The sequence below is a fragment of the Aeromicrobium sp. genome, from assembly GCF_036675695.1.
Taxonomy (GTDB): domain Bacteria; phylum Actinomycetota; class Actinomycetes; order Propionibacteriales; family Nocardioidaceae; genus Aeromicrobium.
Genome location: NZ_JAKFEL010000149.1, coordinates 1 through 14,179, shown reverse-complemented (window position 1 = coordinate 14,179; position 14,179 = coordinate 1). Strand labels below are relative to the sequence as shown.

At 64.3% G+C, this 14,179-nt stretch carries 14 protein-coding genes; 3 read left to right on the top strand and 11 right to left on the bottom strand.

What is annotated here, in order from left to right:
- A partial coding sequence (gene dnaE / locus V6M39_RS09690) for a DNA polymerase III subunit alpha (protein ID WP_332643616.1) occupies nt 1-2,171 on the bottom strand: 2,171 nt, incomplete at its 3' end.
- 126 nt (nt 2,172-2,297) lie between these two features.
- Here dnaE and V6M39_RS09685 point away from each other — a divergent pair.
- The gene (locus V6M39_RS09685; protein WP_332643615.1) at nt 2,298-2,699 is read left to right on the top strand and encodes an iron chaperone; all 402 of its coding nucleotides are present in this window, start codon (nt 2,298-2,300) and stop codon (nt 2,697-2,699) included.
- Nucleotides 2,700-2,702: 3 nt separating this feature from the next.
- Here the strand turns inward: V6M39_RS09685 and V6M39_RS09680 are convergent, their stop codons facing one another.
- Complete coding sequence (locus V6M39_RS09680; protein ID WP_332643614.1) at nt 2,703-3,926, bottom strand: pyridoxal phosphate-dependent aminotransferase; 1,224 nt, start codon at nt 3,924-3,926, stop codon at nt 2,703-2,705.
- Between the two features lie 41 nt (nt 3,927-3,967).
- Between V6M39_RS09680 and V6M39_RS09675 the strand changes: the two genes are divergently transcribed.
- Entirely contained in the window at nt 3,968-4,630 is a 663-nt protein-coding gene (locus V6M39_RS09675) for a hypothetical protein (protein WP_332643613.1), read from the top strand.
- Here V6M39_RS09675 and V6M39_RS09670 read toward each other — a convergent pair.
- From V6M39_RS09670 to V6M39_RS09660, 3 genes are read right to left on the bottom strand one after another with little or no spacing between them, the layout of a single operon-like run.
- Nucleotides 4,627-5,568: an RluA family pseudouridine synthase gene (locus V6M39_RS09670; RefSeq protein WP_332643612.1), complete on the bottom strand. Its 942-nt coding sequence runs from the start codon at nt 5,566-5,568 to the stop codon at nt 4,627-4,629. The two genes, V6M39_RS09675 and V6M39_RS09670, sit on opposite strands and share 4 nt — an antisense overlap.
- Entirely contained in the window at nt 5,565-6,098 is a 534-nt protein-coding gene (gene lspA / locus V6M39_RS09665) for a signal peptidase II (RefSeq protein WP_332643611.1), read from the bottom strand. Before lspA ends, V6M39_RS09670 begins: the two co-directional genes overlap by 4 nt.
- On the bottom strand, nt 6,071-6,472 hold the full coding sequence (locus V6M39_RS09660; RefSeq protein WP_309970253.1) for a TraR/DksA family transcriptional regulator: 402 nt from the start codon (nt 6,470-6,472) through the stop codon (nt 6,071-6,073). Before V6M39_RS09660 ends, lspA begins: the two co-directional genes overlap by 28 nt.
- An 82-nt stretch (nt 6,473-6,554) precedes the next feature.
- Between V6M39_RS09660 and ileS the strand changes: the two genes are divergently transcribed.
- Nucleotides 6,555-9,719 carry an isoleucine--tRNA ligase gene (gene ileS / locus V6M39_RS09655; protein WP_332643610.1) on the top strand — a complete coding sequence of 1,055 codons (3,165 nt, stop codon included), beginning with the start codon at nt 6,555-6,557 and terminating at the stop codon, nt 9,717-9,719.
- A gap of 77 nt (nt 9,720-9,796) precedes the next feature.
- Here the strand turns inward: ileS and V6M39_RS09650 are convergent, their stop codons facing one another.
- From V6M39_RS09650 to ftsZ, 6 genes are all read right to left on the bottom strand, one after another.
- Nucleotides 9,797-10,588: a DivIVA domain-containing protein gene (locus V6M39_RS09650; RefSeq protein ID WP_332643609.1), complete on the bottom strand. Its 792-nt coding sequence runs from the start codon at nt 10,586-10,588 to the stop codon at nt 9,797-9,799.
- Between the two features lie 121 nt (nt 10,589-10,709).
- The gene (locus V6M39_RS09645; RefSeq protein ID WP_309970261.1) at nt 10,710-11,000 is read right to left on the bottom strand and encodes a YggT family protein; all 291 of its coding nucleotides are present in this window, start codon (nt 10,998-11,000) and stop codon (nt 10,710-10,712) included.
- Between the two features lie 9 nt (nt 11,001-11,009).
- Nucleotides 11,010-11,489, bottom strand: coding sequence for a cell division protein SepF (locus V6M39_RS09640; protein WP_332643608.1), 480 nt, complete (start codon nt 11,487-11,489; stop codon nt 11,010-11,012).
- Nucleotides 11,490-11,529: 40 nt separating this feature from the next.
- Entirely contained in the window at nt 11,530-12,219 is a 690-nt protein-coding gene (locus V6M39_RS09635) for a YggS family pyridoxal phosphate-dependent enzyme (protein ID WP_332643607.1), read from the bottom strand.
- The gene (locus V6M39_RS09630; protein WP_332643606.1) at nt 12,216-12,935 is read right to left on the bottom strand and encodes a polyphenol oxidase family protein; all 720 of its coding nucleotides are present in this window, start codon (nt 12,933-12,935) and stop codon (nt 12,216-12,218) included. The genes V6M39_RS09635 and V6M39_RS09630 overlap by 4 nt, the downstream gene beginning before the upstream one ends.
- A gap of 10 nt (nt 12,936-12,945) precedes the next feature.
- Nucleotides 12,946-14,109, bottom strand: a complete 1,164-nt coding sequence (ftsZ, locus tag V6M39_RS09625) for a cell division protein FtsZ (protein WP_332643605.1) — start codon at nt 14,107-14,109, stop codon at nt 12,946-12,948.
- Between the last annotated feature and the right edge of the window lie 70 nt (nt 14,110-14,179).

Sequence of the window (14,179 nt, the reverse complement as noted above, 5' to 3'; positions counted from 1 at the left end):
AGGCTGAAGCCGGCCAGCACCTGGGCGATCTCCATCACCTGCTCCTGATAGACGATCAGGCCGTACGTCTCGCCGAGCACCTTCTCCAGCGGCTTCTCGAGCTCAGGGTGGATCGGGTCGATCGGCTCGCGACCGTTCTTGCGGTGCGCGTACTTGTTGTGAGAGTCCGCGCCCATCGGACCCGGGCGGTAGAGCGCACCGACAGCCGAGATGTCCTCGAACTTGTCGGGCTTCATGCTCCGCAGCAGCGCTCGCATCGGACCACCATCGAGCTGGAACACGCCGAGGGTATCGCCGCGGGACAACAGCTCGTAGGTCGCAGGGTCGTCGAAGGTGAGGTCCTCGAGCACCAGGTCGATGTCGCGATTGCGCTTGATGTTGGCGAGCGCGTCGTCGAGCACGGTGAGGTTGCGAAGACCGAGGAAGTCCATCTTGACCAGCCCGAGCGCCTCGCACATCGGGTAGTCGAACTGCGTGATGACCGCGCCATCCTGGTCGCGCTTCATGATCGGGATGATGTCGATCAATGGATCGCTGGACATGATCACGCCGGCAGCGTGCACACCCCACTGACGGATCTGACCCTCGAGACCAAGGGCGGTGTCGTAGATCTTGCGGACCTCGGCGTCAGCCTCGTGCAGCGCCCGGAACTCTGACCCATCGCCGTAGCGCTTGTTGGTCGTGTCGAAGATGTCCTTGAGCGCGACGCCCTTGCCCATGATGTCGGGCGGCAACGTCTTGGTGATGCGCTCGCCCATCGCGAACGGGTAGTCCAGCACCCGGTTGGCGTCCTTGATGGCGGCCTTGGCCTTGAGTCGGCCGAACGTGGCGATCTGGGCGACGCGCTCCTCGCCGTACTTGTTGCTGACGTAGCGGATCACTTCGCCACGGCGACGCTCATCGAAGTCGATGTCGAAGTCGGGCATCGACGGGCGCTCAGGGTTGAGGAATCGCTCGAAGATCAGGCCGTGAGTGAGCGGGCACAGGTCGGTGATGCGCAGCGCGTACGCGGCGATCGAGCCCGCTCCGGAACCGCGCCCCGGGCCGACGCGAATGCCGTTGTCCTTGGCCCAGTTAATGAAGTCGGCAACCACGAGGTAGTAGCCGCAGTAGCCCTTGTCGCGGACGACCTCGAGCTCGTACTCGGTACGCGCCCGCACTTCGGGGGTCAGCGCATCGCCGGGATAGCGCGACTCGATGCCCTTCCAGACCTCCTTGACGAACCAGCTCTCCTCAGTCTCGCCGGCAGGCACGTCGAAACGCGCCATGTAGCCACCGTTGGACTCGGCGAACTCGACATTGCACCGCTCAGCGATGAGCAGCGTGTTGTCGCAGGCTTCCTTGAGGTCGAAGCGGTCTTCCCAGAGATCACGCATCTCCTTGGCCGACTTGATGTAGTAGCCGCCGCCGTCGAGCTTGAACCGCTTGGGATCGCCCAGCGTCGTGCCGGTGCCTATGCACAGCAGGGCGTCGTGCGCTTCGACGTCCTCGGGCGACACGTAGTGCGAGTCGTTGGTGGCAATGACCGGGAGTCCGAGATCAGCTTTGAGCTTGAGCAGTCCGTCGCGTACGCGTGCCTCGATCTCGAGACCGTGCTCCATCAGCTCGAGGAAGAAGTTTTCCTTGCCGAAGATGTCCTGGAACTCGGCGGCCGAGGCGCGGGCCTTCTCGTAGTTGCCGATGCGCAACCAGGTCTGGATCTCACCGGACGGGCAACCGGTCGTGGCGATGATGCCCTTGCCGTACTGCTGCAGCAGCTCGCGGTCGGCGCGAGGCTTGCGGTACTGACCTTCGAGACTGGCGTAGGACGCGATGCGGAACAGGTTGTGCATGCCCTCGGTCGACTCTGAGAGCAGGGTCATGTGCGTGTAGGCGCCACGCCCCGAGATGTCGTCCTCGCCGCCCTTGTTCCACTGCACGGCCTTCTTTTCGTGGCGCGAGATGTTGGGCGCGAGATAGGCCTCCATGCCGATGATCGGCTTGACCCCGTGCTGCCGGCCCTTGGCCCAGAAGTCGTAGGCGCCGTGGAGATTGCCGTGATCTGTCATTGCAATTGCAGACATTCCGAGCTCTGCTGTGCGCTCGAACAGCGGGTCGAGCAGCGCGTGGCCGTCCAACATCGAGTACTCCGTGTGCACATGCAAATGCACGAAGGGCGAGTCGCTCGACATCGAAAGATTGCCTCCTCGGCGCGTTTTGGGGGGAAGAGCTTCAGCCTAGTCGGCCCTAACCAACAGAACTTGGATGGCTCGCCCGCAAGTTTGGCGAACCGCTCCCATACCCGCTCTACTGGTCACATGACCGAGCACCCGGACCGCGAGAAGAAGTCCTTCACGACCGTTGACGAGTACATCGATGCGTCGCTGATCGGTGTGGAGGAACGACTCGTCGAGATGCGCCGGATCATCCGTGCCGCAGCACCCGACACCGAAGAGACCATCAGCTACAACATCCCCGCCTACAAGGCCGACGGTGTCGTCGTCGTGCAGTTCGCCGGGTTCACCGAGCACACATCGTTGACGTTCTTCCCGACCGCTGGTGCCTTCTCGAAGTTCGCAGCCGAGCTGTCGGCGTACAAGACGAGCAAGTCCGCCATCCGCTTCCCACTGGACGAGCCACTGCCGGCCGAATTGATCGACTCGATCGTACGATTCCGCGTCAACGAGGTCGCCGACTACGTCGCCAGCAAGAAGAAGTAGCGGCTAGGCCTGCTGGTAGCTGCTCAGGAAGTGGCCGAGCCGCTGGATGGCTTCGGCGAGGTCGCGGGACCACGGCAGGGTGACGATGCGCAAGTGGTCCGGGTCCGGCCAGTTGAAGCCAGTCCCCTGGGTCAGCAGGATCTTCTCCTGCAGAAGCAGGTCGAGTACGAGCTGCTGGTCATCTTTGATCGGGTAGACCTCGGGGTCGAGACGCGGGAACACGTACAGCGCACCCTGAGGCACCACGACGCTCACCCCAGGGATCTTGTTGAGCTCGGTGACCGCGGTGTCGCGCTGCTCGAGCAGTCGACCGCCGGGAAGGATGAGCTCCTTGATCGACTGGTAGCCGCCCAGTGCAACCTGGATCGCGTTCTGCGCAGGCACGTTGGGGCAGAGTCGCATTGAGGCGAGCAGCGTGATGCCCTCGAGGTAGTCGTTGGCTTCCTTGAGCGGTCCCGTCGCGACCATCCAGCCTGCGCGGTAGCCACAGACCCGGTACGCCTTGGAGAGCCCATTGAACGTCAGCGTCAGGACATCGGGAGCGATGCTGGCCATCGGGATGTGTGCGGCGTCGTCGTACAGGATCTTGTCGTAGATCTCGTCAGACATCAGGACGAGATTGTGCTTGCGAGCCAGATCGGCGATAGCGGTCAGCGTCTCGCGGGTGTAGACCGCACCCGTTGGGTTGTTGGGGTTGATGACGACGATGACCTTGGTGCGGTCAGTGATCTTGGACTCGAGGTCGGCGATGTCGGGATTCCAGCCGTTCGCCTCGTCGCAGCGATAGTGCACCGGCACTCCGCCAGCCAGATTGGTGACGGCCGTCCACAGCGGGTAATCGGGGACCGGGATCAGCACCTCGTCGCCGTTGTCCAGTAGTGCCTGCAGCGCCATCTGGATCAGCTCAGACACGCCGTTGCCCAGCCACACGTCATCGATGTCGATGATCGGGAAGCCCTCTTGGAGCTGGTAGTGGTGCACCACAGCACGGCGGGCCGAGTGGATGCCGCGGGAATCTGAATAGCCCTGCGCCGTCGGCAGACCAGCGATGACGTCCTGCAGGATCTCGGCCGGAGCATCGAACCCGAAGGGCTGCGGATTGCCGATGTTGAGCTTGAGGATGTGCTGTCCCTCGGCCTCCATGGCGGCCGCTCGTGCGTTGACGGGTCCGCGGATGTCGTACAAGACATCACGCAACTTCTCGGACTGGCGCACGATCTGGGTCATACACCCATTGTCCACGACGCAGTCGGCACTAGATTGCAGGCGTGACGAAACTGATCCTCGCCTTCCACGGCACAGACCTTGCCCTTGACGACGCAGACCTTCGAGCGCGACTCGCCGCCATCGGGGTCACCCGGTTCCAGCTCAACGTCGACGACGATCCCGTGGCAGATGCCCTGCGGTTCGGCCCCGGTGCCCCGATCACCGCGTTCGTGACGCTCTGGACGGATGGGGACCCCGAAGCCGCGATCGCCGTGCTCTCCGACATTGATGCGGCCGCGCACGCCTGGCGGGTGACCGAACGCCGTCCGATCGATCCCCCGAGCGTGGCTGACGGTGCGCGCGCCGGGGCACTGGCCAACATCGCCGTGCTTCGACGCCCAGAAGGCATGACTCGCGAGGAGTACCTCGACATCTGGCTCGGCAGCCATACCCAGATCGCGATCGACACGCAGAACACGTTCGGCTACATCCAGAACATCGTCGAGGAGCCGCTGACGCCCGGCGCTCCCGAGATCTCGGCGATCGTCGAAGAGCTGTTCCCGATGTCTGCGCTCACGGACATTCACGAGTTCTACGGCAGCGGTGGAGACGACGAGGAGCTCGGCCGCCGCATGACTGAGCTGATGGCCAGCGTCGCCCGATTCGGCGGCGACCAGGGGCTCGACCTCGTACCGACGAGCCGGTACGTCTGGGACCTCGCTTAGTCGGAGGCGCGTACGACTTCGAGGGCGTGTACGAGGTCATCGGGATAGACCGACTCGAATTCGACGTATTCGCCCGTACGCGGGTGGATGAACCCGAGCTTGTACGCGTGCAGCCACTGACGATCGAGGCCGACGCGCTTGGCCAGAGTCGGATCGGCGCCGTACATCAGGTCTCCGACGCACGGGTGGTGCAGCGCGGCCATGTGCACGCGAATCTGGTGCGTACGACCGGTCTCGAGGTTGATCGTCAGCAGACTGGCGAATCGGTGCGCCTCGAGCGTGTCGTAGTGCGTGACACTCTCGCGTCCGCCGTCCTTCACGGTGAACTTGAAGTCGTGCTTGGGGTGTCGCGCGATGGGAGCGTCGATCGTGCCCATGTGCGGATCGGGGTGCCCCTGCACGAGCGCGTGATAGGTCTTGTCGACCGTCCGGTCACGGAATGCCTGCTTGAGCACGGTGTAGGCGTGCTCTGACTTCGCGACCGCCATCAGCCCGCTCGTACCCACGTCGAGGCGGTGAACGATGCCGCGACGTTCGGGAGCGCCCGACGTAGAGATACGTACGCCGATGCCGGCGAGGTGATCCAGCACGGTCGGTCCGTCCCAGCCGACGCTCGGGTGCGCTGCGACGCCGACCGGCTTGTCGACCACGACGATGTCGTCGTCCTGGAACACGATGCGCATGCCTTCGACCTCTGACGGTACGACGACGGCACGTCGGGGGGCCGGGATCGAGACTTCGAGGATCGATCCCGGATGGACGCGGTCGGACTTGGATGGCGAGTGCCCGTCAATCAGTACGTGCCCGTCGGCGACGAGCTCACTCGTACGCGTACGGGACAGACCGAGCAGACGCGCGAGGGCGCTGTCGATCCGCTCACCATCGAGGCCTTCCGGCACCGACAGCACCTTGTGCTCGAGTTCGACTTCCTCTGTCATTCCTTGACCTCACGGGTGCCGTCGATTGCGATACCGCGCCACGTGCGCCAGACGATGACGATTGCGGCAAACGTCAGCGCGATGTCTGCGACATTGCCGACAAACAGTCCGTAGTCGATGAAATCGACGACGTGACCCTTGAACGGCGAGGGCTGGCGGAAGACGCGGTCGGAAAGGTTGCCGAGCGCCCCGGCGAGCAGAAGCCCGAGACCGATCGCCCAGCCACGATCGCGGAGCCGGGTGGCAATGCGTACGACCGCGACGCACACGACGACGGCGATGATGCTGAGCACCAGCGTGAACCCAGTGCCGGTGCTGAACGCGGCGCCGGGATTTCGGTGGAACGTCAGCGACAACAGGTTGGGTATGAGCTCGACGGGTTCGCGGCCCTGCAGCTTTTCGACGGCGAGGTACTTGGTGACCTGGTCAACGACCAGCGTCAGGGCAGCGACGATCGCGAAGAGTCGTACCGAAGTGTGGGTTGTCGGGCCGCTTTCAGGGCTCAGCGACGTTCCTCGCGCTGCTTGCATGTCATGCACAGTGTGGCACGGGGGAACGCCATCAACCGCATCTTGCCGATCGCCTCACCGCAGACCTCGCACTGGCCGTAGACGCCCTTGTCGAGACGATCGAGTGCCTTCTCGGTCTGCTGGAGCAGCTCACGCTGGTTGGCAGCGAGTGACATCTCGGCATCGCGCTCGAGACCTTTGGAGCCCACATCAGCCTGGTCGTTTCCGGCGCCATCGACGCCATCGCGCAGCAGATCCTGCAGCTCGCGAGCCGACTGGTCGAGCTCGCCCCGCAGACGGGTGAGGTCGCTCTCGAGCTCGGCGCGGACAGCCTTGGCCTCGGCAGCGGTCCAGGGCTTCTCGTCGGCGCGTACGGCCAGCTTGGTGTTTGGCATGCAGGAAGGTTAGACCCCCTGTCGGCCAAAGCCAACTCGCACCGCCGCAGGGTTCGCTCTCGTCACCCGTAGAATTGAAGGTGTGACCTCGCACGCGTCCTATCGCCCCGTTCCCGCCCATGTCGATCTCCCGGCGTTGGAGCGCGAGATCCTCGATCTCTGGGCCGAGCAGGGCACGTTCGCGGCATCTCTCGACACACCTGCTGACGCTCCCCGATGGACGTTCTACGAGGGTCCCCCGACGGCCAATGGCACGCCCGGCACGCACCATGTCGAGGCGCGAGTGTTCAAGGACGTCTTCCCACGCTTCAAGACGATGCAAGGCTTCCACGTCGACCGCAAGGCCGGCTGGGACTGCCACGGTCTGCCCGTCGAGATCGCTGTCGAGAAGGAGCTGGGCTTCAACGGCAAGCCTGACATCGAGGCGTTCGGCATTGCCGAGTTCAACGCCAAGTGCCGCGAAGCAGTCGTACGCCATGTCGATCTCTTCGAAGAGATGACTGAGCGCATGGGCTACTGGGTCGACATGGCCAACCCCTACCGAACCATGGAGCCGGCGTACGTCGAAAGCGTCTGGTGGGCGCTGTCGACGATCTTCAAGAAGGGCTTGCTGACCGAGGACTACCGCGTCGCGCCCTACTGCCCGCGCTGTGGCACGACGCTTTCCGACCATGAGCTGGCTCAGGGCTACGAGACGATCACCGATCCCTCGGTCTACGTACGCTTCCCGCTGACGTCGGGCCCACTGGCCGGCAAGGCCTCCATGCTGGTCTGGACCACAACCCCATGGACCCTGGTGTCCAACACGGCGGTCGCGGTCAACCCCGACGTCACCTACGTCGCAGCGACCGACGGCAACGAGACGCTGGTCGTCGCCGAGCCGCTGCTGACCAAGGCCCTCGGCGAGGGCTGGACGGCCACCGGCGAGTCGTTCTCCGGCACCGACATGGAGCGCTGGACGTACGAGCGCCCGTTCGACCTGGTCCCCTTCCCGGTAGGGACAAATGGGCAGAGTCCATCTCCCGCTCATTTCGTCGTGCTCGGCGACTACGTCACAACCGAGGACGGCACCGGTCTGGTGCACCAGTCCCCCGCGTTCGGCGCCGACGACATGGCGGTCTGCAAGGCGTACGATCTGCCCGTCGTCAACCCGATCACCCCCGACGGCCACTTCGAGGCCTATGTCCCGCTGGTGGGCGGACAGTTCTTCAAGACGGCCGATCGCGTACTTGCCGACGACCTCGCCGCTCGCGGTCTGATGTTCAACGAGCTGGCATACGAGCACTCCTACCCGCACTGCTGGCGCTGCCACACGCCGCTGATGTACTACGCGCTCCCCGCTTGGTACATCCGCACGACTGAGGTCAAGGACCGGCTTCTTGAAGAGAACGCCGACACCAACTGGTTCCCCGAGACCATCAAGAACGGTCGCTACGGAGACTGGCTGACCAACAACGTCGACTGGTCGCTGTCACGCAGCCGCTATTGGGGCACTCCCCTGCCGATCTGGCGCAACGACGCCGATCCGTCCAAGCTCGTGTGCATCGAATCGCTCGCCGAGCTGTCCGCGTTGACTGGCCGCGATCTCGCAGACCTCGATCCACACCGTCCCTATATCGACGACGTCACGTTCGAGGTCGACGGCGAGCCGGGCACCTACCGACGCGTTCCGGACGTCATCGACGCGTGGTTCGACTCCGGCTCGATGCCGTTCGCTCAGTGGGGCTACCCGCACAGTCCCGGCTCGAAGGAGAAGTTCGAGCAGGCCTACCCCGCGCAATACATCTGCGAGGCGATCGACCAGACGCGTGGTTGGTTCTACTCGCTCATGGCGGTCGGCACGTTGGTGTTCGACGAGAGCTCGTACGAGAACGTCGTCTGCCTCGGCCACATCCTGGCCGAGGACGGCAAGAAAATGAGCAAGCACCTCGGCAACATCTTGCTGCCGATGCCGCTGATGGACGAGCACGGCGCCGACGCCCTGCGCTGGTTCATGGCGTGCTCGGGCTCGCCGTGGGCGCCACGCCGTATTGGTCCCACCGCGCTGACCGAAGTCGTACGCAAGGTGCTCCTCACCTATTGGAACACCGTCGCGTTCCATGTCCTCTACGCCAGCTCCGAGGGCTGGACGCCGTCGAGTGACGCTCCACCGGTCGCCGAGCGCGAGGTGCTCGACCAGTGGCTGCTGTCCGAGGTGCACACACTTACCCGCGATGTCACTGCGTCGCTCGAGGCGTTCGACACTCAAGCCGCTGGTGCGCGCCTGGCGTCATTCATCGACGACATGTCCAACTGGTACGTCCGCCGCTCACGCCGTCGCTTCTGGCGAGGTGACGCTGCCGCGTTCGCGACGCTGCACGAGACTCTCGACGTCCTGACGCGACTGCTAGCGCCGCTCACACCGTTCATCTCCGAGCGGGTGTGGCAGGACGTCATCGTCCCGGTGACACCCGACGCTCCTGCCTCGGTCCACCTGGCCACCTGGCCGGTTGCCGACGAGAGCCTCATCGTCGACGGACTCAACGCCCGCGTCGACCTGGCCCGACGGGTCACCGAGCTCGGCCGCGCTGCTCGCGCTGAGGCGAAGGTACGTACGCGTCAGCCGTTGCGTCGCGCCCTGGTCGCCTCGGCAGCCTGGGAGCAGCTCGGCGAGGATCTCCGTGCTCAGGTGTGCGAGGAGCTCAACGTCGGATCGCTGGAGTCACTTGCCGAAGCGGCCGGCGACCTGGTCGACCACTCGGCCAAGGGCAACTTCCGCAACCTCGGCAAGCGATTCGGCAAGGAGACGCCCCAGATCGCAGCCGCGATCGGCGAAGCCGACGCAGCAACGCTGGCCGCTGACCTTGCTGCGACGTCGAAGGCAACCGTTCTGGTCGCCGGCAAGCCCGTCGAGGTCGGACCCGACGACGTGATCATCTCGGAGCGTCCGCGCGAAGGCTGGTCCGTCGTCAACGACCAGGGGGAGACCGTTGCGCTCGATCTCGAGCTCGACGACGAGCTGCGCAGTGCCGGGCTCGCTCGTGAAGCGATCCGCGTCATCCAGGAGGCGCGCAAGTCCTCCGGCTTCGACATCAGCGACCGCATCACACTGTCGTGGACAGCTGCTGGCCCGATGGCCGAGGCGATCACGACCCACCAGCAGCTCATCGCGGATGAAGTGCTTGCTACGGAGATCACTGAGTCCGCCGACGCCAACAAGTTCACCGACGACGAGCTTGGCCTCAGCTTCGACCTCGCGGTCGTCTAGGACACGCCCTAGGACAAAGAGAACGGCCCGCCTCCCGAAGGAGGCGGGCCGTTCTCTTTGAATGGTTCTAACGGGGCTCAGAAGCCTTCGTCATCACCCAGCAGCGAGCGCAGGCGACGCGGTGCGGCGTCGACAGGCTCCTGGACCGGGGCAGAGGTGCCGGCTTCGTTGGCCGAGATCTGATCGAGCTGGCTCTGGAAGTAGTTCTTGAGCCGTGCGCGGTACTCGCGCTCGTAAGCACGGAGGTGCTCGACCTCACGCTGCATCTCGTAACGCTCACGCTCGATCGTTGCGACTGCCTGCTGACGACGCTCGTTGGTCTCCTCGTCGAGCTTCTGCGCGCGGATGCGGGCATCGGTCTCGAGACGATCAGCCTTGCCACGAGCCTCATTGGTCAGACGCTCAGCCTTGGTGCGGGCCTCACCGACGATGCGGTCGGCCTCGTCCTTGGCGGCCTCCATGAGCTGATCGGCGTTGGCCGATGCAATCTCGAGGAGACGTGCCGCAGCGGACGACGCGTCGCCCATCGAGGGCACCGGCGTCGCAACTGGAGCCGGCGCTGCCACGGGGGCCGGCGTCGGCTCGGGTGCTTGCTCCACCGGGGCAGGCGGCGTGTAGTACGTCTCCTGAACGGCAGGCGCAGACTGCACGGCCGGAGCCGGCTGCGAGATCGAGGGGATGAGACCGGTCGGTTCGCCGGTCGATGCGGCAGCTACCTTGGCGCGAAGTTCCTCGTTTTCGACGGTAAGTCGTTCGAGTTCAGCCTCAACTTCGTCGAGGAACTGATCAACTTCGCCCATGTCATAGCCTTCGCGAAGACGGACGGGCGTAAAGCGCTTGTTACGCACGTCCTCTGGCGTCAACGGCATGAATTCACCTAGGGGTTCGGGGTAGTCCTGGGGACTCGGAAACTCAAGGGTACTCCGTCATAGTTCACTCCTGCCACATCACTACTCAGATGCCCCGTGATCCCAATCTCAATTGGGCGTGTCAGAAGAACACAGCGGCAACGATGCGCTGCAGGATGAAGATTCCGATCAGCAGGATCATCGGAGAGAGATCGAGCATCACCGAGCCCAGACGGAGCGGCGGGATCACACCGCGCACGGCCCTTAGTGGCGGATCGGTGACGGAGTAGATGCCCTCGCAGAGCACGGCGATCAGACCGCGCGGACGCCATTGACGAGCGAACATCTGAACCCAGTCGAGCACGAATCGTGCGATCAGGAGCAGAACGCAAACCCAGAGGGCGAAATAGATGATGCTGCCGACAGCGGCCATAGGACGAGCTCAGTCTTGGTTGTAGAAGCCGCCAGCAGCAATTCGCTGCTTGTCCTCGTCCGTCACCGTGATGTTTTCGGGTGACAGCAGGAAGACCTTGGCGGTGACGCGATTGATCGAGCCGTGGGCTGCGAACACGAGTCCAGCGGAGAAGTCAACGAGGCGCTTGGCGTCGTCGTCATCGATCTCGGAGAGGTTCATGATGACGGGCACACCGGAGCGGTAGTGCTCGCCGACCGTGCGCGCGTCGTTGTACGTGCGCGGCGTCACCGTCTCGATGCGCTGCAGGTCCGAGGAGTTGGACGGCCGACGCGCAGGGCGGCGGTGTTCTTCCATGCTCGTGACGGTCGGAGCCGGCGTCGGGCGCACAACTGCAGGCTGCCGACTGATCGGGACCGACGGCTCGATGTCGTCGTCAAACTCGTCGTCGAAGTCAGCCTGTTCGACCAGGCCGAGATATTCGCCGACCTTCCGCATTGCGCCAGCCATGAGAACTCCGTCGCTCCGAGTAGATGTGACATTTCCGAGATTACCGGGTGGAAGCACGCTCACCGAGCACTGAACGCCCGATTCGCAGGTGTGTCGCGCCGGCTTTGATGGCGTGTTCGAAGTCGTCGCTCATCCCCGCGGAGATGATCGTGGCTTCTGGGTAGTTTTGCTGCAGCTCGGCCGACAGTCGTACGAGGTGCTCGAAGTGCGGTGTGGGGTCATCTCCCAGAGGCGCGACGGTCATCACACCCGCCAGCTCGAGGTGATCTGCACTTGCCACCGCGGCAGCAAGATCGGCCAGCCCAGCAGGTGCGACGCCCGAGCGTCCGTCAGCGTCACCGAAGTCGACCTGAACGAGGCAACGGAGCGTTCGTCCCGATGCTTCGGCTCCACGCGAGAGCGCGTTGACGAGCTTGACCCGGTCGACGCTGTGCACCGTGTCGGCGTAGCGCGCGATCGCGCCGGCCTTGTTGGTCTGCACCCCACCCAGGAAGTGCCAACGCAGCGGTGCGGTGACCTGCTCAGCCTTGTCGCCGGCTTCCGGGTGCCGGTTCTCCCCCACGTCCTGTACGCCGAGCTCGGCCAATATCTCGACATCGCTGGCCGGGTAGGTTTTGGTCACGACAATGAGCGTGATCTCGGACCGATCGCGACCGGCAGCCGCGCAGGCATCCACGATGCGTTCTTCGACGCTGGCCAGCCCCGCAGCGATCTCGTCTCGCCTGCTCATCGAATCACCGCGACGGCGCCAAAACGTCCTGAGTCCTGGCCCTGACGCCGGTAGGAGTAGAACCGCTCGTCCTCGATCGTGCAGACGTGGTCGCCGAGGTCGTTGACCTGAACGCCGAGCTCACGCAACTGAGTGATGACACCTGCGCCGATGTCGAGCGCCGGGGAGCCCCAAGATGTCGTCGACCTCGCCTCGGGCACGGCGGCGGCTACCGCATCAGCCATTTCCTCCGGCACCTCGTAGCAACGACCACAGGCACGCGGCCCGACCCATGCTTCGAGCGACTCCGCACCGCGATCCCGAATCGCACCGATCGCAGCCGGGACGATGCCTTGCACCAGCCCTTCGCGTCCGCAATGGATGACGCCGGCCACCGGCTCGTCGAGACCGACCAGCACCACCGGCGTGCAGTCAGCCACGCGTACCAGCACACCGACTCCCACCTGGTCAGTGAGCAATGCATCAACCACCGGTATCTCGCCAGCAGCGACAGCATCGGTCCAAGCGACGTCGGCTCCGTGCACCTGCGTCATACGGACGAGTCGATCGACTCCGAGATGTTCGCCGAGCAGCTCAAGATTGCCCTGCACGAGATTGGGATCGTCACCATTGGACGTGCCGAGATTGAGCGAAGCCCACGCGCCATCGCTCAGTCCGCCCTCACGGTCGCTGAAGGCGAACTCGACCCGGCCAACCGTCTCGCGGTGAAAGAACACTCGTGAATCGTCAGCGCAGGAAGTCGGGTATGTCGAGGTCGTCGCCGTACTCGGTCGGCATCGGATCGGCCGGAACCGTCACGTTGCCCGCACCATCGCGCGGATCGTCGCCGAGGAACGGGTCAGGGTCGAGGAAGCTCTCAGCGGTGGCGGGCTTGGGGATCGTCGCCGCAGGCGTACGGTCGACCTCCTTGAGCAGTGCCGGCTGTGAAGCGTCACGCAGCTTGGGCTCGCCGCCGTCGAAGCCAGCCGCGATCACAGTCACCCGGACCTCATCGCCGAGGGCGTCGTCGATGACGGCACCGAAGATGATGTTGGCGTCGGGATGCACGGCGTCGGCAACCAGGCCGGCGGCTTCGTTGATCTCGAAGAGTCCGAGATCGGATCCACCGGCGATCGACAGGAGCACACCTCGAGCGCCTTCGATCGAGGCTTCAAGGAGAGGACTCGACACCGCACTCTCGGCAGCAATTGCGGCACGGTGCTCGCCCCGAGCCGAGCCGATGCCCATCAGAGCTGAGCCGGCGTCGGACATGACTGACTTGACGTCGGCAAAGTCGAGGTTGATCAGGCCGGGCGTGGTGATCAGGTCGGTGATGCCGGAGACGCCCTGGTGCAGCACCTGGTCGGCCTGACGGAACGAGTCGAGCAGGCTGACATTGGGGTCACTGATCGAGAGCAGACGATCGTTGGGAATCACGATGAGCGTGTCGACCTCGTCGCGGAGTGCCTGAATGCCCACGTCAGCCTGGTTCGAACGGCTGCGGCCCTCGAACTTGAACGGTCGGGTGACGACGCCGATGGTCAGAGCGCCGAGCGAGCGGGCGATACGAGCGACGACTGGAGCACCACCCGTACCTGTTCCACCGCCTTCGCCAGCGGTCACGAAGACCATGTCGGCGCCCTTGATGGCAGCCTCGATCTCTTCGGCGTGGTCCTCTGCTGCGCGCTTGCCGATCTCCGGGTTGGCGCCTGCGCCGAGCCCACGAGTCGAGTCGCGTCCGACGTCGAGCTTGACGTCTGCGTCGCTCATCAACAAGGCCTGGGCATCAGTGTTGATCGCGATGAACTCGACGCCCTTGAGGCCGATCTCGATCATGCGATTGACGGCGTTCACGCCGCCTCCGCCGATGCCTACGACCTTGATCACGGCGAGATAGTTCTGGACCGCCATCGTGTGTCCCTTCCGGGGAGTTTCGAAACTTTAACCCTGAGGTGGAGGTTTATAGTTATGTCAACCTGTC

Coding starts and splice junctions, on each gene's coding strand:
- V6M39_RS09685 (WP_332643615.1), top strand. CDS start 2,298: ATGACCGAGCACCCGGACCGCGAGAAGAAGTCCTTCACGACCGTTGAC.
- V6M39_RS09680 (WP_332643614.1), bottom strand. CDS start 3,926: ATGACCCAGATCGTGCGCCAGTCCGAGAAGTTGCGTGATGTCTTGTAC.
- V6M39_RS09670 (WP_332643612.1), bottom strand. CDS start 5,568: ATGACAGAGGAAGTCGAACTCGAGCACAAGGTGCTGTCGGTGCCGGAA.
- lspA (WP_332643611.1), bottom strand. CDS start 6,098: ATGCAAGCAGCGCGAGGAACGTCGCTGAGCCCTGAAAGCGGCCCGACA.
- V6M39_RS09660 (WP_309970253.1), bottom strand. CDS start 6,472: ATGCCAAACACCAAGCTGGCCGTACGCGCCGACGAGAAGCCCTGGACC.
- V6M39_RS09650 (WP_332643609.1), bottom strand. CDS start 10,588: ATGCCGTTGACGCCAGAGGACGTGCGTAACAAGCGCTTTACGCCCGTC.
- V6M39_RS09645 (WP_309970261.1), bottom strand. CDS start 11,000: ATGGCCGCTGTCGGCAGCATCATCTATTTCGCCCTCTGGGTTTGCGTT.
- V6M39_RS09640 (WP_332643608.1), bottom strand. CDS start 11,489: ATGGCTGGCGCAATGCGGAAGGTCGGCGAATATCTCGGCCTGGTCGAA.
- V6M39_RS09635 (WP_332643607.1), bottom strand. CDS start 12,219: ATGAGCAGGCGAGACGAGATCGCTGCGGGGCTGGCCAGCGTCGAAGAA.
- ftsZ (WP_332643605.1), bottom strand. CDS start 14,109: ATGGCGGTCCAGAACTATCTCGCCGTGATCAAGGTCGTAGGCATCGGC.